Here is an 18539-nt window from a genome sequence, read left to right as displayed (position 1 = left end):
GTAGGTTGTGCGCATGGGCGTCGACAGCATCCAGAACGACGAGCGGTTGCGCCGTCTCGAGGCGGTCACCGACGCCACCCTGTCCCGCCTCGACGCCTCCGATCTGCTCGACGAGCTCCTCGACCGGGTGCGTGACCTGCTCGACGCCGACACCGCCGCGATCCTGCTGCTCGACCCCCATTCCCGGCAGCTGGTCGCGACCGCGGCCAAGGGCCTCGAGGAAGAGGTGCGGCGCGGCGTCCGCATCGCGTTCGGCCGCGGTTTCGCCGGCCGGGTGGCCGAGACCCGGGGGCCGCTGACGCTCACCGATTTCACCGCCGCTGACGTGGTCAACCCGCTGCTGCTCGAGATAGGCCTGCGTTCCCTGCTCGGCGTGCCGATCCTGGCCGCCGGCGAGGTGATCGGCGTGCTGCATGTCGGCTCTCTTCAACCACGGATCTTCACCCCCGATGACGTACGCCTTCTGGAGCTCGCCGCCGACCGGGCCGGCACCGCCGGGCAGATCCGCAACCAGAAACTCGAGCAGGCCACCGCCCTGGCCCTGCAGCGCAGCCTGCTGCCGAGCAGTCTGCCCGAGGTGCCGGGCGTCGAGATGGCCGCCCGTTACGTGCCCGGCCACGCGTTCGGCATCGGCGGCGACTGGTACGACGTGTTCACGCTCCCGTCCGGCTGGCTGGGCGTGGTGATCGGCGACGTCTCCGGCCACGGCCTCGCCTCCGCGGTGGTGATGGGCCGCGTCCGGAGCGCTCTGCGCGCGTACGCGCTGGTCAGTGACGATCCGGCCGAGGCCCTGACCCTCCTGGACCGTAAGGTCCGGCATTTCGAGGCCGGCAGCCTGACCACCGCGCTGTACGCGATGATCTCGCCGGACCGCACCGAGGTCCGGCTGTCCACCGCCGGCCACCCGCCGCCGATCTTCGCCATCCCCGGTTGCCCCGCGGTGGTGACCACCGTGCCCGCCGACCCGCCGCTGGGCATCGGCATCAGTCAGCGGCCACGCCGCAACACGGCGTTCGAGCTGCCCGACGGCGGCGTGCTGGTCCTCTACACCGACGGGCTGGTCGAGCGCCGCGGTGAGCTCATCGACGACGGCATCGCCCGGCTGGCGTCGGTGATCCGGCCGGCCCCGCCGGAGGACCTCTGCGCGATGATCATGTCGGCCGACGGGCTGGACGAGCCGACCGACGACGTCGCGCTGTTGATCGTGCGCCACCAGTCGTTTCGATGAACGTCTAATCGTTTCGCTGACGGTCCGAGTGGGAAGCGTAGAGCGCCATGGCGGCTGAGAAGAGGCACATCAAGCACGAGAACGAGAAGCAGCGCTGGGACCGCAACTTCGCCGATCTGCTCCAGGAGCTGCGGGTCGCGCAGACCGGCATCCAGATCCTCTTCGCGTTCCTGCTGACCCTGCCGTTCAGCAACGGTTTCCCGAAGACCACCGCGTTCCAGAAAGACATCTACATCGTCGCGCTGCTGGCCGCGGCCGCATCCACCACGATGATCATCTCGCCGGTGGCCTTTCACCGCGCCCTGTTCCGCCAGGGCCGCAAGCCGGAACTGGTCCGCTACGCCCACCGGATGCTCACCGGCGGCCTGGCGTTCCTGTTGATCTCGATGGTGTCCAGCGTCTTCCTGATCATCGACTACCTGTTGACCCGCCCGATGGCGCTGCTGCTCGGCGGGCTGACCGCGCTGTTCTTCCTGTCCTTCTGGGTCGCCATCCCGTGGTACCGGCACAACTGGATCGACGAGGACGACGTGGAGGAGGACGAAGAGGTCAGCGACGGCGAGCCGGGGCGCGGTTAACGCCGTTCGGCGAGGTCGGCGAGACGGCTCAGCGCTTCGGTGTTGCGGCCGTGCAGGAGCACGTCGTTCACCTTGTTGCGCATCCAGATCAGGAAACCCTTGTCGAACTCCTCATGCATGGTCACCCGGGTCGCGTCCGGCCCGGCCGGCTCCAGCACGATGTCGACCGTCGCCTCGCCGAGCGGCCACAGCCCGGCCTTGAGCTTGAGCCGCCGGTCCGGCGTCATCGCGAGCACCGTCGACGAGTCCTGCAGCGACAGCGGCCACGGCCCGGCCTTGTGGTGCAGCCGGGCGCCCACCGCCGGCCAGCCGCTGTCGACGTCCCGGATGTGCGCCGTGCCGACCACCCAGTCGCTGTAGGCCCAGCCGTCGGCGAGCACCGCGAAGACCTGCTCCGCGGACGCCTGAATGGTTCGAGTCACCTTAGCCACGCAGCGTGAGTACCCCGGCGGCAGGCGGATATGCCGGCTCAGGGCTGGCGGACCTCGACGTTGCCGTTTTGCACCCGGACCGGAAGGATCGGCTGGTCGCTGGCGGCCGGGCCGTGCCGCACCGCGCCGTCGCGCAGGCGGAACGTGCTGCCGTGCCACGGGCAGACGACGCAGGCGTCGGGCCCCTCGCCGATCACGTCGCCCTCACCGAGCGGGGCGGTCTCATGGCCGCAGCGCTCGATCATCGCGCTGACGGTGTCGCCGTCGCGGTAGAACAGGACGGCCACGTCGCCCACGGTGCGCACGGCCGGCTTACGGTCCGGCAGCGACGCCAGGGAGCCGGCGACGGTCCATTCCTCCGGGATCCGGGCGATCTCCGGCGCGGCCTGGTTGGCGCCGCCGCTCTGCGCGTACGCCAGATGGCCGCCGAGATAGGCGCCCAGCCCGGCCACCGACAGGCCGGCGAAGCCGAGGGCGCGGCCGCGGGTGTGCCGGCCGCGCAGGCGAGCGACCAGCGATCCGGCGTAGAGGCCGACCGCGACGAGGTTCGCGGCCGCGTGCACCAGACCCACCCGGCGGCGGTCGCGGGTCATCTGCGACCAGTCGGCCAGCCCGGCCGCCATCGCCGGAACCGCCCCGGCGGTGCCGACCGCGACCAGCGCGGTCGCCGCCCGGCGGGTGCCGGGCAGGACGTCCAGGACGGCGGCGCTGATGAACGCGCCCACCGGCGCCTGAACCAGTACCGGATGCAGCGGATGGCCCAGCCAGGTGCCGTGCAGCAGATCCCGCACGCCGTCGGGCACCGGCGCGGCGAACACCGCATCCTGCAGCTTGTCGCTGACCGGGTCGAGCGCGCGAGCCGTTTCCAGCCGGGTGAGTATCCGCATTACCGCGGCATTCCCCGCGGGGTAGCGTCGAAACTTCGATGCTGGTCCAACCGCAACCTGCCGGATGTCTTGCAACTTCCCCCTTCTCGGCAGTCCGCTGATGCTGACCCGCCTCGAGGATTCCGATTCCTACCGGATGGCTCGAGAGCAGATCGCCATAGGCGCGGAGCCGCCTACGTATACCCCAGGAGCTCTTGCGGGCTTTAGCGGGAGCTGCGCAGGCGGGCGTGGGTGTCGCCGTAGGCGGTGGGGGTGCCCAGGTAGCGCTTGGCGACCTTGGCGAGCATCGTGTAGTTCGGGTCGCAGACGTTGCCGACCGGGGCCTCGCCGGCCTGGCTGATCAACTGGTAGGCGTCGAGGAGGTCCAGGCCGGTCAGCGACGCGGCCCAGGTCACCAGGTCGTGCTGGCTCATGCGGTAGGCGTCCTCGAGCGGGCGGGCCGAGCCGGCCGACATCAGGGCCGTGTCGGACTCGAACCGCGGGGTCGGGGTGGCCACGCCCTTGATGACGTCGAAGATCAGCACGGTGTTCATGGCCGATTCGACGCCGGTGCCGCAAACCTCGCCGTCGCCTTGGCGGCAATGGCCGTCGCCGAGGGCGAACAGCGCGCCGGGCACGTTCACGCCGAAGTAGGCCGTCACGCCCGCGCGCAGTTCCGGCGTGTCCATGTTGCCGCCGTGCACGTCGGGGACGATCGTCATCCGGGACTCGAACGCGGCGGGCGCCACCCCCGCCGTACCGTGCATGGGGTCCAGCGGGAGCTCCATGCGGAAGTCGCCTCGCCGGGCGTGGTAGCGCACGATGCCGGCGGCCGGGTCCACGTCGTAGAGCCAGACCAGCTCGTCGAGCGGCGGATGCAGGGTGGCCGTCGTGTGGGTGCCGGTCAGCGCGCCGAAGTGCGGGAACGTCGAGGACACCGCCCACTCACGGGCTGGTGCGATCGACACGAAGTGCACGGCCAGGGTGTCACCGGGCTCGGCGCCCTCGACGTGGATGGGCCCGGTGACCGGGTTGAGGTAGGGGAACTCGCAGACCTGCGAGGGCAGGTCGTCGACGGTGCGCACCCGGCCGCCGAAGCAGTCCTCGGTGTACAGCTCGACGGTTTCGCCGGGCTTCACGCCGATCGCCGGCGGCCGGCCGCCGAAGGTGTAGGACAGTTCGTCGGGTGACGGGCGGTAGATGACCACAACTTCTCCTCAGAGGCCGGACAGGGCCGGTCGGCGGCCGGTCGCGTAGAACACCGCCAGCACGAGCAGGCCGATGCCCAGCCAACCATGGCCCGGCCGATCTGCCGGGCCTCCTCGCGGCTCTCCTCGGCGAGCATCGAGATGCCGTCGAAGCCGAGGAACGACAGCACCGCGATCGGCGACCATCCCGCCGGAGCCGGTGAAGACGCTGCCGAAGATGCCGAACGGGGCGATCGGCACCATGAGGATCAGGCCGTAGATCAGCAGGTCGCCGAAGCTCAGCGAGCGGCTGAGTTCCTGGCGGTAGCCGAACTGCTCGAGTTCCCCGGGTGGCTGAGCCATGGATGGACGTTAATCGAAAATCGGGCCGCAATAGATAGATCGATGTCAAAACAGCCGCTACGATCGGTCGTTAACCGATCGCACACCGTCAATCCCCCGAACAACGGGAGGGGAGCGAAGATGACCCTACGTCGGTTCGTGACCACCGGTCTGATCGCGGCGGCTCTGGTCGCTGCCTCCGGCGCGACTGCCGCCGTTGCCGCCCCGACCGGCGAGATCCGGTACGCCGGCTCCGCCACCGCTATCCGCGGCAGTTACCTGGTCGTGCTCAAGAGCGGCGCCGCCGTGCCGGCCGGCGTCACCGTCACTGAGCGCTACACCGCCGCGCTCAACGGATTCGCCGCCAGGATGAGCGTGTCCGCCGCCAAGCGCCTTGCCGCCAACCCGGCGGTCGCCTACGTCGAGCAGGACCAGACGTTCACGATCGCCGACACGCAGAGCAACGCCACCTGGGGCCTGGACCGCATCGACCAGCGGGCCCTGCCGCTCAGCACCACCTACACCTACCCGAGCACCGGGTCGAGCGTGCACGCGTACATCATCGACACCGGCATCCTGACCACCCACACGCAGTTCGGCGGGCGGGCCACCAGCGGCTACGACTTCGTCGACAACGACTCGAACGCGACCGACTGCAACGGGCACGGCACGCACGTGGCCGGCACGGTCGGCGGTTCCACCTACGGGGTGGCCAAAGGCGTGGCCCTGGTCGGCGTGCGGGTGCTGAACTGCTCGGGCAGCGGCACCACGGCCGGTGTCGTCTCCGGCATCAACTGGGTGACCAGCAACGCGATCAAGCCGGCGGTGGCGAACATGAGCCTCGGCGGCGGTTCGAGCACCACCATCGACAACGCGGTGGCCTCGTCGATCGCCTCCGGTGTCACCTACGGCGTCGCGGCCGGCAACGGCAACGTCCTCGGTCGCCGGCAGAACGCCTGCAACTACTCGCCGGCGAAGGTGCCGACCGCGATCACGGTCGGCGCGACCCAGAACAACGACGCGGCGGCGAGCTTCTCCAATTACGGCACCTGCGTCGACATCCTCGCGCCGGGCGTCAACATCACGTCGTCGTGGTATTCGAGCACGACCGCCACCAACACGATCAGCGGCACCTCGATGGCCACCCCGCACGTGGTCGGCGCGGCCGCGCTCGTGCTGCAGGCCAACCCGTCCTACACCCCGGCCCAGGTCTCGTCCTACCTCACCACGAACGCCACCCCGAACGTGGTGACCAACGTCGGCACCGGCACCCCGAACCGCCTGCTCTACGTCGTGAACTGACCGGCGGCGTGCCGCATCAGCGAACCCAGGACCCGGACCGAGTCGGTCACGCCGCCGAAGTGGGACGCGGCGTTGCCGTCCAGATAGGTCGCGGGAATCGGCACCTCGTCGATGCGGCACCCCGCGCCGGCCACGGCGAGCAGCACGTTCATCTCGTACTCGAAGCGCTCGCCGGGCACGTCGCCAAGATCTTTCAAGAGGCTTGCGGGGTACGCCCGGAGCCCGGTCTGGGTGTCCGAAACCGACTGTCCGGTGACCGCCCGGAACAGCCGCTGGATGAGCACGTTGCCGACCCGGCTGCGCAGCGGCATCCGGTCGAACCGCCGCACGCCGAGCACGAGATGCCCCCGGCCGGAAAGGGCCGCCACCGCCCGCACGTCGGCGGCCGTGTGCTGGCCGTCGCCGTCGGCCGTCACCACGTCCTCGTCCGGGTGCTGCTCGGCGCAGTGCCGGAACCCGGTCTTGAGCGCGGCGCCCTTGCCCCGGTTGACGAAGCAGTGCAGCACCTTGGCGCCCAGCGATTCGGCGGAGGCCAGGACCGGGTCGAAGGACGGCCCGCTGCCGTCGTCCACGACGACCACGGTCGTGCCGTCGCCGCGCAGATCGCGCAGCAGGCGGAGGAACTCCGGACCGGGCCGGTAGACCGGCAGCAGGACAAGCATGACCGGCTCTTACCCAGCGGTGGTCCTCCTCAATAGAGCGACCATCATCCGTTCCCTCCTTAGGAGGACCCGACCGCGGCGAGCGCCGATCAGACCGAGCCGCGCGGCGAGCAGCGCGGCCCGGTCGTTGTGGTGTTCGCCGCCGGTGGCCGGCACGTCCAGCAGCGCCGCCCCGCGCAACCCGAGGACCTTGCCGGCCAGGAAGCGCGCCCGCGGCAGATGCCAGTCGTGGGTGACCAGGCCGAGCGGGTGGGCGGCGCCGAACGCGTACCCCTCCAGCAGTTGATCCTCGACGGTGCGCAGGAGGTTCTCCAGGGTGCTCCGGGAGCGAGTTTCGGCATGCAGGTCGGCGTGCGCGCCGAGGCCGGCGTCGATGGCGGCGCGCAACATCAGATCGCCCTCGCGGGCGCCCGGCGGTGGCGGCGCGGCGCCCGTGCTCGCCTCCGGCCAGCCGCCGGTGAAGATCACGCGCGGGCGGTGCGGGGCGTTCGCGGCGACGTATCGCATCGCGGCCCGCACCCGGGCGGCGCCGGCCGCGGTGAGCTCCCAGGCGTCGCCCGTCCAGCGCACTCCGCGACCGAAAACGAGGAGAACTTCGGCAGTCACCTATCGAGTGTGACCGCGCGCACCGACGGGTATGCGACGGTCACCGATCGGTGCGTGGGGAGTTGAGGGCAGCATGCATCCACAACCACCGAGGCGCAGCACGCATGTCACCGGCAGCCCGAGGAACATGCTCGTCTACGACCGGTGGGGGCAGTTCGGCCGGCCCGTGCTGTTGCTGCACGGCCTGCTCTTCGATCGCACCATGTGGTGGCCGCTGGCCGCCGAGCTCACCAGCGGCTGCACGGTGGTCGCCCCCGACCTGCCCGGCCACGGTGACAGCCCGGCCCGCGACGAGATCGGCGTCGACGCGCTCGCCGGTGATCTCGCCATGCTGGTGAACCGTCTCGACCTGCACCGGGCGCCGATCGTCGTCGGGCACGCCACCGCCGCGCCGCTGGCGGCCGCCTTCGCCGACCGGTACGCCACCCACGACGTGATCACGATCGAGGACTCGGCCGGCCCCGGCGAGGTGCCCGAGTACTTCCGGCCCTTCACCGAGCCCCGGCACGATTCGGCGCTGCTCACGGCGTACGTCGATTGGCCGGTGGAAACCACTCGGCCGGTGTTCCCGCACCTCGCCGATCCGTCCGGTTTCGCCGGTGGTATCCGGACGCTGTTGCCGTGAGCTGATTTTCGTCAGCCGCGTATCAGCGGTATGTGCGGGCCATGTCAGCGGCCCGGCGCAGTGTTTCCCTCGAAGCTCCGATCCGAGGGGGAAACATGAGCGAACTTGTGGTGCGGGCCGAAGGGCTCCGCAAGCGGTTCGGTAAGACCCAGGCGCTGGACGGCGTCGATCTGGCCATGCGCCGCGGCACCGTGCTCGGTGTGCTCGGCCCGAACGGCGCCGGCAAGACCACCGCGGTGCGCGTGCTGGCCACGCTCCTCAAGCCCGACGAGGGTTACGCCGAGGTGGCCGGCATCGACGTGCTCAAGCACCCGCAGCGGGTGCGCCGGCGGATCGGCCTGACCGGCCAGTACGCCAGCGTCGACGAGGACCTGACCGGCACCCAGAACCTGGTGCTGATCGGCCAGTTGCTCGACATGCACTCGGCCGACGCCAAGAAGCGGGCGGCCGAGCTGCTCGAATGGTTCGACCTGAGCGAGGCCGCCGGCCGGCCCGCCAAGACCTACTCCGGTGGCATGCGCCGCCGGCTCGACCTGGCCGCGAGCCTGGTCGGCCGGCCCGAGGTGATCTTCCTGGACGAGCCGACCACCGGTCTCGACCCGGCCAAGCGCGAGGACATGTGGGGCGTCGTGCGCACCCAGGTCGCCGAGGGTTCGAGCGTGCTGCTGACCACGCAGTACCTCGAGGAGGCGGACGCGCTCGCCGACGAGATCGTGGTGATCAACAAGGGTCGCGTGATCGCGTTCGACACCCCGGACGGGCTCAAGCGCCGCGTCGGTGGCCTGACCCTGCGGGTGCGGCCGGCCGACCCGGCCCGGGTCCCGGACGCCTTGCGCGTGCTCGACATGGTGGCCGCGCCCGGCACGTCGGCCAGCACCGACAACACCGCCGGCGCCCGGGGCGGCGCGGTCAGCGTGCCGGTCGCCGCCGACACGGCTCTCGACGAGGCGCTGCCGGCCCTGCGCCGGGCCGGCGTCGAGGTCACCGAACTGGGCCTGCACCTGCCCAGCCTCGACGAGGTTTTCCACGCCCTGACCAGCGAAGACGCACCTGCGCCGAAGGAAGCGGAGCTGGTGTGACCGCCTGCACCGAGCGGCACTTACGCAAGATTCCCGCCCAGGCCGCAGGCGAGGGCCAGAAGGGCACACCTGAGGAGGACGCAGCATGACCACGTTGACGATCAACCCCACCACCACCGACCTCGACATCGACCGGCCTCGCGGCGGCGCGCTCGCCGCGCTCATGCGGCACAGCGTGGCACTCGCGCGGCGAAGTTTGATCAAGACGATTCGGACGCCGGAAGCCCTGATCGACGTGACCCTGCAGCCGGTGATCTTCCTGCTGATGTTCACCTACATCTTCGGCGGCGCCATCGCCGGCGGCGACCGGCATGGCTACCTGCAATATCTGCTGCCCGGCCTGCTCGCCCAGTCGCTCGCGATGGGCGGCATCGCGCTCGGCCAGAACCTCAACGCCGACATCGAGAAGGGCGTCTTCGACCGCTTCCGCTCGCTGCCGGTGGCCCGGATAGCCCCGCTGGCCGGCGCGGTCGCCGCGGACGTCGTCCGCTACCTGACCGTCTGCGTGGTCATGCTGGGCTTCGGCACGATCATGGGCTTCCGGGTGGAGACCGGCTTCCTCCCGGCGGTCGCCGCGGTCGCCCTGGCCATCGGGTTCGGCCTCAGCTTCTGCTGGATCTCGGTCTGGGTCGGCATGATCGTGCGCTCCTCCGGCGCCGTGCAGGGCGTGATGTTCCTGCTGATCTTCCCGCTGTCATTCGGCAGCAACGTGTTCGTGCAGGCCAACACGATGCCGGGCTGGCTGCAGGCGTTCGTGCACGTCAACCCGATCACGCCGCTGGTCGGCACGATCCGCGGGCTGCTGGTCGGCGGCCCGGTGGCGAGCCCGCTGTGGCAGACCCTGGCCTGGATGGCCGGTCTGCTGGTGGTCTTCGTGCCGCTGGCGCTGCGCGCCTACTCGCGGCGCGCTTGAGAGATGGAGTTCTGGTCCCCGGCCGGCAGCGCCCTTCGGCGCAGCCGGGCCGGGTCGACCTGCTTGCGGGCCGTCGTCCCGTCGAGCTTCCAGCCGATTTCGTACGCCTCGGCGAACCGGCTCTCGCCGATCTCCCCGGTGATCTGGCGGACCAGCCGGTGAGTCTCCGGATCGGTGCGGTCGTGGGTGCCGCGCAGCCGGGCCGACGCACCGAGGATGACCGCCGCCTCGGGATAGCGCTCGTAGTACGTGGCCAGGCCGGCCGCGGTAACCGCGACGACAGCCAGTATCGGCATGTCCTTGGTCAGCAGCCCGGCCGCGTAGGCCCGGGCCAGGGCGGCCTCGGCGCCCGGCCCGTCCTCGTTCGCGATGCACAGCGACGCGCGGACCGCGTTGACCAGCGCCTGACCGTGGTCGGCGGTGACGGTGAGCTCCGAGGCCATCCCGGCCTCGGCGCGGTCCACCAGCTCGCGGGCCCGGTCCAGGTCACCGATGCGCAGCCAGAAGCTGGCCGCCAGCGCGTCGACCAGGATGACGATCTCCGCCGAGGCCAGCCGCTGCACCCGGTCCCGGATCTCGTGGATCATCGCGATGGTCGACTCGGTGTCGCCGCGCCGCATGTTCAAGTCGATCCAGCGCAGATCGATGAAGACCTCGTCGCTCAGGCTCAGCGACCCGAACTCGCGGGCCAGCGCCCGGGCCTCGCTCAGATCGGCCTGCGCGCCCTCGAGATCGCCGTCGTACTGCCGCAGCAGCGCGCGCATCGGCAGCGCCGTGGCCTGGCCCCAGCGGTCCCCGGCCCGACGGAAACACTCCAGCGCCGCCGGCACGTCGGCACGCACCCCGTCGAGGTCGCCGCTGTTCTCGGCGAACTGGGCCCGGAAGATCCGGGCGAGGCCGGCCAGCCACACGTCCGGCCCGTCGGCCAGCCGCCCCATCAGGGCCAGCGACGTGTCGGTCTCCTCGAGGAAGAACAGCGTCACCGCGGTCAGCGCGCCGGCCAGGCCCGGCAGTTCCGGGTAGGTCAGCAGCCGGTCGGCGAGCGCCCGCAGCTCGGACTTGCCGTCCTTGGCCGCCTCGGCGATCAGCGACGACCGGTCGTTGATCTCGCTGAGCAGCAGGATCGCCCGCGCGCAGTCCCGGTCGAGGGTGGGCCCGCCGGTCGGCACGGCCAGCGCCTCGGCCAGCCAGTAGGACGCGTCGGCGTGCCGGCCGAGCATCTGCCAGTACCAGGCCAGATTCAGCGCCAGGGCGAGCGCGCCGGTGTCGTCGCCGGAATCGCACAGGTGGCGCAGCGCGGCGAGGATGTTGTCGTACTCGGCGTGCATCGCCCGCAGGGCCACCAGCTGGCCGGGGCCGCGCAGCTGCGATTCGTGCCGGGCCACCAGCGCGGACAGATGGCGGGCGGCGTGCCCGCGCACGACGTCGAGGGCGTCCAGCTCGGTCAGCCGCTCGATGCCGTACTCGCGCAGCGTCTCCAGCATCCGGTACCGCCCCGGCTCCGGCGCGAGCTGCAGGATCGACCGGTCGACCAGCGCGGCGAGCAGGTCCGGGACCTCGGCCGGGGGCATCTCCGGGGCCACCGCCCGGGCCGACGCCTCGGTGACGCCGCCGGGCAGCACCGAGACCCGTTCGGCGAGGGTGCGTTCGTCGTCGCTGAGCAGGTCCCAGCTCCAGGCGATGACGGCGCGCAGGGTGCGGTGCCGGGGGAGGGCGGTGCGGCTGCCGGTGGTGAGCAGCCGGAACCGGTCGGACAACCCGGCGGCCAGCTCGGCCAGCGACAGCGTGCGCAGCCGGGCGGCGGCCAGTTCCAGCGCGAGCGGCATGCCGTCCAGGCCGCGGACCACCCGGACGATGTCGGGCAGGCTGTGCTCGTCGACGTCGAAGCCCGGCCGCACCGAGGCGGCCCGCTCGGTGAACAACCGCACCGACGCGGTCCGGCGGGCCCGCTCGACGCCGTCGTCCGGCTCGGGCAGGGTGAGCGGGCCGAGCGGGACCAGCGACTCGCCGTCCACCGCGAGCGGTTCCCGGCTGGTGGTCAGCACCCGCAGCCCGGCGCACTGCGGGAGCAGGGCCGCGATCAGGTGGGCGACCGCGTCGATCAGGTGCTCGCAGTTGTCGACCACGAGCATGACCTGCCGCCCGCCGAGCTGGTCGGTGAGCACCTCCAGCTCGTCGCCCTGGGGCGGGGCCTTGCTGGAGCCCTCGAAGAACGCGCCCCCGCGCAGGCCGATCGCGGCCAGGAAGGCGGCGCCGACCTTGGCCGGCTCGGTGACCGACGCGAGGTCGATCAGCCAGGTGCCGTCCTGGTATTCGTGGCGGTGCCGGCGGCCGGCCTCGAGCGCGATGCGGGTCTTGCCGGCGCCGCCCGGCCCGAGCACGGTGACCAGCCGGCCGGCGGCGAGCAGCGTGTCGATCCGGGCGAGGTCGTCATCGCGCCCGATGAAGCTGGTCAGCGACGCCGGCAGATTGCTCGGCGCCTGCTCCGATGCCACGGGCCGCCGCCCGTTCGAGCCCGGCCGGCTCGCGCCTTGCCTGCCCACACCGGGGCCGGCGTGCCTACCCGCGCCCTGCCCGCCCGCGCCCTGCCTACCCGCGCCCTGCCTACCCGCGCCCTGCCCACCCGCGCCCTGCCCGCCCGCGCCCTGCCCACCCGCGCCGGGGCCGCCGGCGCCCGGCCACGTCGTGCCCAGTCCGGGCGCGGCGTCGGTGTCGGATATTTCCGGAATCTCGGGCGGGCGGAGCAGGCGCAGGTGGCGTTCGCGCAGGGCGGCGCCCGGGTCGGCGCCGAGGGCGTCGGCGAGCGACTCGCGGACCCGTTCGTACACGGCCAGCGCCTCGCCCTCGCGCCCCTGGGCGGCGAGGGCGTCGATCAGCAGCGCGGCCACCCGCTCGTGCGCCGGGTTCTCGGCCAGCAGGCCGATCAGCCGGGTCTCGGCCGTGCCGGCCAGGCCCAGGGCCAGCTCGGCGGCGGCCAGGTCGGCGGCGGTCTCGACCGACTCGCGCAGCAGGCGGGTCGCCGCGCCCGGCGCCACCGCCGCGACCGCCGACGGGGCGCCCCACAGCGCGACGGCCGCGCCGAGCAGGTCGGCCGCGCCGCCCGCGTCGCCGGCCCGCAGCCGGTCCCGGCCGTCGGCGGCCCAGCGCTCGAAGCGCAGCACGTCGACGTCCTCGCCGGTCACGTCGAGCCGGTAGCCGCCCTCGACGCCCACCCCGAGGAGCTTGTCGCCACCGATGATCTTGCGGAGCCGGGACACCAGGGACTGAAGCGCATTGGTGGGGTCGGCCGGCTGCTCCTCCGGCCACAGCGCGTCGACCAGCACGCCCGGGTCGACCGGCCGGCCGCCGGCCAGCGCGAGCCGGGCCAGCAGGCCGCGCAGCCGCGCCCCGGGAACGGGCACGACGGCATCGCCCCGGCGCACCTCGAAGGTGCCGAGCAGCGTTACCCGAAGCCCCCCGCTCTCGCCCACGACGTCGATCCTCTCGCGCGGGGGCCATACCCGAAATGACCCCCCTCTCATTGAGGGCAGTCTGCCGTAGCTTCGCGACCTGGCCCCAACCGTCCGGAACAACCCTCAGCGTCGCCTCAGTTTCGTAACCTGTGAGCCGCAGACTGGGGTGCATGATCGACCTGCTGCTGACCAACACGTCCCGGGGCGACATCGGCATCTCCGACGGCCGGATCGTGCCGCCGGAGCCGGCGCGGGAGACGCGCGATCTGGGTGGCCGGCTGGTCACGCCGCCGCTGGTCGAGCCGCACATCCACCTCGACGCGGTGCTCACCGAGGGGCAGCCGCGGTCGAACCGGTCCGGTTCGCTGTTCGAGGGGATCGCGATCTGGGGCGAGCGGGTCAAGGATCTGACCGCCGAGGACGTCAAGGAGCGGGTGCGGCGGGTGCTGCGCTGGCAGCTCGCCTGCGGTGTGCAGCACGTCCGCAGCCACGTCGACGTCTGCGATCCCGATCTGACCGCCCTGCGGGCGCTCGTGGAGCTGCGCGAGGAGGCCCGCGGCATCATCGACCTGCAACTGGTGGCGTTCCCGCAGCAGGGCATTCTGTCTTTCGACGGCGGCGCAGCGCTCATGAAAAAGGCCGTCGAGGTCGGCGCGGACGTGATCGGCGCGATCCCGCACTACGAGCTGACCCGCGAGGACGGGGTCGAGTCGGTGCGGTTCGCGATGGCGCTGGCCGAGGAGAAAGGTCTGCAGGTCGACATCCACTGCGACGAGACCGACGACGAGCACTCCCGGTTCCTCGAGACGATGGTGGCCGAAACGATCCGGCGGGGGATGAGCGGCCGGGTCACCGCCAGCCACACCACGGCCATGCATTCCTACAACGCGGCGTACGCCTACCGCCTGATCAACAACATCGCGCGGGCCGGCCTGCACATGGTCACCAACCCGCTGGACAATGCCGTGCTGCAGGGCCGCTTCGACACCGGGCCGATCCGGCGCGGCCACACCCGGGTCAAGGAGCTGCTGGCCGCCGGGATCAACGTGGCGATCGGGCACGACTCGGTGATGGACCCGTGGTACCCACTGGGCTTCGGCGACCCGCTGCAAGCCGCGTTCGTGCTCGCCCACCTCGGGCACATGAGCGGCGCGGACGAGCTGCGCACCCTGATCGACATGATCACGATCGCGCCGGCGACGGCCCTCGGCGTACCCAATTATGGTCTTGATCTTGGAAAAAGTGCCGACCTGGTCGTGTTCGACGCGACCAGCGAGGCCGAGGCGCTGCGGCTGCAGCGGCCCCGGCATCTCGTGCTGCGGGCCGGCCGGGTCGTCGCCTCGACCGAGCCGGCCCACACCACCGTCACCTGGGACGGCGTCACCCAGGAAGTTGACTTTCGCTGACCGCGTTCCGGTCCGGCTGGAACTGGAAAAAGATCCAGTAGAGCACCGCCGACACCACGAAGCCGACCTCGAACGTGAAGTCGCCGAACGACGGCCAGTGCGACGGGACCGGGCCGACATATTCGCTCTGGTTCGAGAAGAGCCAGATCGACACGACCATGCCGGCCGCCATCGCGACCGCGCCGCCCCACGGGTTGTGCGCCTTGTCGTAGAGGAAGCCGTCGAGCCGCTTGCCGCGCCGCAGGAACCAGTCGGTGAGGTAAACAGCCAGCCACGGCCCGATCCAGTACGCGATGACCAGCAGGAAGTTCTCGTACTTGTGCCCGGCGTCGCTCAGCCCCGACCAGGCCAGCAGGAAGCCGGCGACCCCGAAGACACCGGAGACGATGGCCCGCCGCAGGCCCAGCGGCACGGTGAAGCCGAGGGCCAGGAACGACATCGAGCCGGAGTAGATGTTGATGGCGTTGGCGCTGATCGCCCCGAGCGCGATGGCCAGCAGCGTCAGGTTCGCCATCACCGACGGGAGATGGCTGGTGAACGCCTCGGTCGGGTTCTCGATGCCGGGCGCCGCGATGGTTGCCGACGCCGCGCCGACGATCTCCAGGAACGTGCACGACACGAACACGCCGAGCCCGGCGAAGAGTCCGGTGGATACCTTGCTGATGGATGGCGACAGGTAGCGGGTGTAGTCGGTGGCGTACGGGTTCCAGCCCGCCGCGTACCCGAATGACGCGCCGACCGTGAGCAGGAAGCCGCCGAGCCCGCCGGTGCCGCCGGCCGCCGCCGAGGGCGAGGCCTTGCTCAGCGTGATGATCGAGGTGATCAGGAAGATCACCGCGAGGATCGGGAACGCGTAGCGCTCGAACGCCTGCACCAGGTTGTGCCCGAAGAACGCGACCGCCACCTGCAGAACCACCACGATGATCAGGCAGAGCACGTTGGGCAGGTCGGTCAGCGTGGCCAGGGCGAGCGCGCCGCTGACGCTGTTGACCGCGAACCAGCCGATGCCCGCCACGACCGCGTTGAGCCCGGCCGGAAGGATGTTGCCCCGATAGCCGAAACCAATTCGGGACAGGACCATCTGCGGTACGCCCATGGACGGGCCCCGCGCCGACAGGATGCCGTGCGTCGCCGAACCCAGCGCCGTGCCCAGCACGATCGCGGCCACCGCCTGGCCGAACGTCTGCTGGAAGTACAGCACCGAGATGACGCCTACGAAGATCGTCGCGAACTCGAGGTTCGGCGACATCCACGTCCAGAGCAGATTCAGCGGCTTGCCGTGCCGCTCGGTGAGGGGAATGAAACCCGCGCCGCCCGGCTCCACTGCCGTGACGCGGGCGCCGTAACTGCCTTCCCGGACTTCAGCCTCTGTTGTTTCGACCGCTGCTGTCATGTCCCCTGCCTTCAGGTCGACGACCCCCGATGACCAGGAGTAGACAGCCGATCTGTTTCCAGATTATTGCGGCTGCCAGCCGAGGGCCGGCGCGATCTCCGTCGCGATCAGTTCGAGGGCTTTCACCGCCGCGTCGAAGTCCGGAATGCCGGGATTGAACTGGGTGATCAGGTCGGTGGCGACCGGCAGCACCTTCTCCTTCTGCAGCGCCTCGATGATCTCGTCGGGGTGGCCGATGAAGGCGTGAAACCGCCGCAGATACTCCTCGGTGCTCTGCCCCGCGGGGAAGGTGCCGCGCTTGACGAAGCCGGCGGTCGCGTTGTTCAGGCCGTCCTCGATCTGGTGGAGCGCCTCCTTGCGGTCTTTGGCCGGGAAGACGAAGCGGGACAGGCCGATCCGCGGTCTGCGGGGCAGCGTCCACTCGGCCAGGAAGGCGTCGGCCCACCCCCGCTGGACGACGTCGGTGTCCTCGTCGTAGCCGTAGGTGGCCCGGTTGAGCAGGAGATTCGAGCCTTCCTGGGCGGTGAAGCGGGCGCCCGCCTCACTGAAGATGCCCTGCCAGATCCGGTCGGAGAAGTCGCAGCGGGCCGGCGGCTGGATGGTGAATCCGGGGCCGACCTCCGCACCCGCCAGCGCCGCGCGCAACGTGTGCAGGCCGGCCGTGGTCAGCTCGCGCTTCTGCTCGAAATCCTGGCCGAACACCGCGTACTCGGCCGCGCCGGATCCACTGCCGACGCCGATCTCGACGCGGCCGCCGCTGAGCGTGTCCACCACCGAGACATCTTCGGCCAGCCGGATCGGATGCTCCAGCGGGATGATGGTTATCGCCGTAGAAAGCCGGATTTTTCGGGTTCGGGCGGCCGCGTGTGCCAGGAAGGTCCAGGGTGAGGACAGGCCCCCACCCTGGAGGGGCTCGTGGTGCTGAGCGACCCACCCGACGTCGAATCCCAATTCGTCTGCCACGACGAAGTACTCCTGGGCGTTGCGGTAGGCCTCGCCCAGGTCACCGCGGCCTTGCACGTGCGTCAGAAATCCGAGCCGGAATCGCGATTCGCTCATCACGGCACCAGAACCGATCGGCGCGCGGCGGTGTGCACGTTCTCCGGGACCGGCAGGCCGAGGTTGCCGCGCAGCGTGGTCGAGTCGTACTCGGTGCGGGCGACGCCGCGCTCACGCAGGATCGGCAGCACCTCGTCGGTGAACCGGGCGAACTCGCTCGGCACCGCGACCCCGACGTTGAGTCCGTCGAACGCGCCCGCCTCGAACCACTCCTGGATCGCGGTGGCCACGGTCAGCGGCGAGCCGACGAACGGCGAGCGCTGCGAGTCGATGCTGCGCTGCACGACCTGGCGCAGCGTGAGGTTCTGCTCCCGGGCGAGCTTCTTGATGCCCTCGGCCTGCGTCCTGAAGCTGCGTTCGCCGGCGTCGCCGAGGTCGGGGAAGGGCGCGTCCAGGTCGTACTGGGTGAAGTCGTGCCAGCCGAACGGCCGGCCGAGCTCCTTGAGCGCCCGGTCGAAGCTCTTGCCCCCGAGGCGCTGCTGCTCGATCGCGCGCGCCTCCTCGTCGGTGTCCGCGACGATCGGGTTGAAACCGGGCACGATGAGCACGAGGTCGGGGTCGCGGCCCTTGGCGGCGGCCCGGGCCCGGAGGTCGTCGCGGAACTTCACCGCCTGCTCGATCGTCGCCGCGTGCGTGAAGATCGCGTCGGCGATCGAGGCGCCCAGGTCCCGGCCCTCGTCGGAGTCGCCGGCCTGGAAGATCACCGGCTGGCCCTGCGGCGAGCGCTCGATGTTCAGCGGCCCGACGACGTTGAAGTGCTCGCCGACATGGTGGAGCGGGTGCTGCCTGCTCTTGTCGAAGAAGAGGCCCTGCTCCTTGTCCCGCGGGAAGGCGTCATCCTCGTACGAGTCCCACAGCCCCTGAACGACCCGGACCGACTCGAGCGCCCGGCCGTACCGGGACGCGTAGTCGTAGTGCTCGGCCCGCCCGTAGTTGCCGGCCGTGCCGCCGTCGCCGGTCGCCACCACGTTCCAGCCGGCCCGCCCGCCGCTGATCAGGTCGAGCGAGGCCAGTCGCCGGGCCAGGTTGAACGGGTCGTTGTACGAGGTGGTGAGCGTGCCGACCAACCCGATGTGCTCGGTGTGCACCGCGACCGCCGACAGCAGCGTGAGCGGCTCGAGCCGGTTCAGGTAGTGATTCGGCGAGTCCGGGGTGATGTATTGGCTGTCGACGATGAAGATGTGGTCGAACTTCGCCGCCTCGGCCTGCTGGGCGCGGGCGATGTACCAGCGGATGTCGACGCTCGCATCCCCGGGGATCTCCGGGCTGAGCCACGTGTGGTGCTGACCGGGACCACCGACGCCGTAGAAGACGGCGCCGAGCACGAGATTTTTGCGAGCTGCCATGGCACCGAGTCTCGGCTGCTCGTCGGGGTGATGTCCAAGGAGAGAACGTGATGCCAGCCATTAC

16 protein-coding genes and 1 pseudogene are annotated in these 18539 nt (G+C 71.0%); 7 read left to right on the top strand and 10 right to left on the bottom strand.

The genetic code is table 11. The features are described from left to right. The first annotated feature begins 13 nt into the window (after positions 1–13). A complete protein-coding gene (locus tag AB0E90_RS02335) occupies positions 14–1228 on the top strand; it encodes a GAF domain-containing SpoIIE family protein phosphatase (RefSeq protein ID WP_360398104.1) in 1215 nt (404 codons plus the stop codon). A gap of 47 nt (positions 1229–1275) precedes the next feature. Continuing rightward, a complete protein-coding gene (locus tag AB0E90_RS02330) occupies positions 1276–1806 on the top strand; it encodes a DUF6328 family protein (RefSeq protein WP_360398102.1) in 531 nt (176 codons plus the stop codon). Here AB0E90_RS02330 and AB0E90_RS02325 read toward each other — a convergent pair. The 4 genes and pseudogenes from AB0E90_RS02325 to AB0E90_RS02310 form a co-directional block, all read right to left on the bottom strand. After that, the gene (locus AB0E90_RS02325; RefSeq protein WP_360398100.1) at positions 1803–2228 is read right to left on the bottom strand and encodes an SRPBCC family protein; all 426 of its coding nucleotides are present in this window, start codon (positions 2226–2228) and stop codon (positions 1803–1805) included. The two genes, AB0E90_RS02330 and AB0E90_RS02325, sit on opposite strands and share 4 nt — an antisense overlap. Before the next feature lie 47 nt (positions 2229–2275). Continuing rightward, entirely contained in the window at positions 2276–3124 is an 849-nt protein-coding gene (locus AB0E90_RS02320) for a Rieske 2Fe-2S domain-containing protein (protein ID WP_360398098.1), read from the bottom strand. A gap of 203 nt (positions 3125–3327) precedes the next feature. Beyond that, the gene (locus AB0E90_RS02315) at positions 3328–4311 is read right to left on the bottom strand and encodes an acetamidase/formamidase family protein (protein ID WP_360398096.1); all 984 of its coding nucleotides are present in this window, start codon (positions 4309–4311) and stop codon (positions 3328–3330) included. A 177-nt stretch (positions 4312–4488) separates the two neighbouring features. Next, a pseudogene (locus AB0E90_RS02310) lies at positions 4489–4653 on the bottom strand (amino acid permease); the annotation flags it as partial. 120 nt (positions 4654–4773) lie between these two features. On the opposite strand from AB0E90_RS02310, the gene AB0E90_RS02305 reads away from it, so the two are divergent. Further along, positions 4774–5934, top strand: a complete 1161-nt coding sequence (locus AB0E90_RS02305; protein WP_360398094.1) for a S8 family peptidase — start codon at positions 4774–4776, stop codon at positions 5932–5934. Here the strand turns inward: AB0E90_RS02305 and AB0E90_RS02300 are convergent. Further along, the gene (locus AB0E90_RS02300; RefSeq protein WP_360398092.1) at positions 5919–6596 is read right to left on the bottom strand and encodes a glycosyltransferase family 2 protein; all 678 of its coding nucleotides are present in this window, start codon (positions 6594–6596) and stop codon (positions 5919–5921) included. The genes AB0E90_RS02305 and AB0E90_RS02300 overlap by 16 nt on opposite strands. 9 nt (positions 6597–6605) lie before the next feature. Continuing rightward, positions 6606–7202 (bottom strand): YdcF family protein, encoded by a 597-nt coding sequence (locus AB0E90_RS02295; RefSeq protein ID WP_360398090.1) that lies wholly within the window; start codon positions 7200–7202, stop codon positions 6606–6608. 127 nt (positions 7203–7329) lie between these two features. On the opposite strand from AB0E90_RS02295, the gene AB0E90_RS02290 reads away from it, so the two are divergent. The 3 genes from AB0E90_RS02290 (at position 7330) to AB0E90_RS02280 (ending at position 9819) form a co-directional block, all read left to right on the top strand. Continuing rightward, positions 7330–7827, top strand: a complete 498-nt coding sequence (locus AB0E90_RS02290) for an alpha/beta fold hydrolase (protein ID WP_360398088.1) — start codon at positions 7330–7332, stop codon at positions 7825–7827. A gap of 95 nt (positions 7828–7922) precedes the next feature. Further along, entirely contained in the window at positions 7923–8906 is a 984-nt protein-coding gene (locus tag AB0E90_RS02285; protein WP_360398086.1) for an ATP-binding cassette domain-containing protein, read from the top strand. 85 nt (positions 8907–8991) lie between these two features. Next, the gene (locus tag AB0E90_RS02280) at positions 8992–9819 is read left to right on the top strand and encodes an ABC transporter permease (protein WP_360398084.1); all 828 of its coding nucleotides are present in this window, start codon (positions 8992–8994) and stop codon (positions 9817–9819) included. Here the strand turns inward: AB0E90_RS02280 and AB0E90_RS02275 are convergent. Beyond that, positions 9801–13289 (bottom strand): BTAD domain-containing putative transcriptional regulator, encoded by a 3489-nt coding sequence (locus AB0E90_RS02275; RefSeq protein WP_360398082.1) that lies wholly within the window; start codon positions 13287–13289, stop codon positions 9801–9803. The genes AB0E90_RS02280 and AB0E90_RS02275 overlap by 19 nt on opposite strands. A 152-nt stretch (positions 13290–13441) precedes the next feature. On the opposite strand from AB0E90_RS02275, the gene codA reads away from it, so the two are divergent. Further along, positions 13442–14677 carry a cytosine deaminase gene (codA, locus tag AB0E90_RS02270; protein ID WP_360398080.1) on the top strand — a complete coding sequence of 412 codons (1236 nt, stop codon included), beginning with the start codon at positions 13442–13444 and terminating at the stop codon, positions 14675–14677. Here the strand turns inward: codA and AB0E90_RS02265 are convergent. From AB0E90_RS02265 to AB0E90_RS02255, 3 genes are all read right to left on the bottom strand, one after another. Continuing rightward, positions 14652–16070 carry a cytosine permease gene (locus tag AB0E90_RS02265; protein WP_360398078.1) on the bottom strand — a complete coding sequence of 473 codons (1419 nt, stop codon included), beginning with the start codon at positions 16068–16070 and terminating at the stop codon, positions 14652–14654. The two genes, codA and AB0E90_RS02265, sit on opposite strands and share 26 nt — an antisense overlap. A gap of 63 nt (positions 16071–16133) precedes the next feature. Then, complete coding sequence (locus AB0E90_RS02260) at positions 16134–17129, bottom strand: LLM class flavin-dependent oxidoreductase (RefSeq protein ID WP_360398076.1); 996 nt, start codon at positions 17127–17129, stop codon at positions 16134–16136. Then, complete coding sequence (locus AB0E90_RS02255) at positions 17129–18475, bottom strand: LLM class flavin-dependent oxidoreductase (protein ID WP_360398074.1); 1347 nt, start codon at positions 18473–18475, stop codon at positions 17129–17131. The genes AB0E90_RS02260 and AB0E90_RS02255 overlap by 1 nt, the downstream gene beginning before the upstream one ends. Positions 18476–18539 lie beyond the last annotated feature (64 nt).

It is taken from the genome of Actinoplanes sp. NPDC026619 (genome assembly GCF_040638295.1).
In the GTDB taxonomy this organism is placed as follows: domain Bacteria; phylum Actinomycetota; class Actinomycetes; order Mycobacteriales; family Micromonosporaceae; genus Actinoplanes.
Note: the sequence above shows the minus strand (reverse complement) of the source record. Positions and strands in the feature narration are given on the sequence as shown.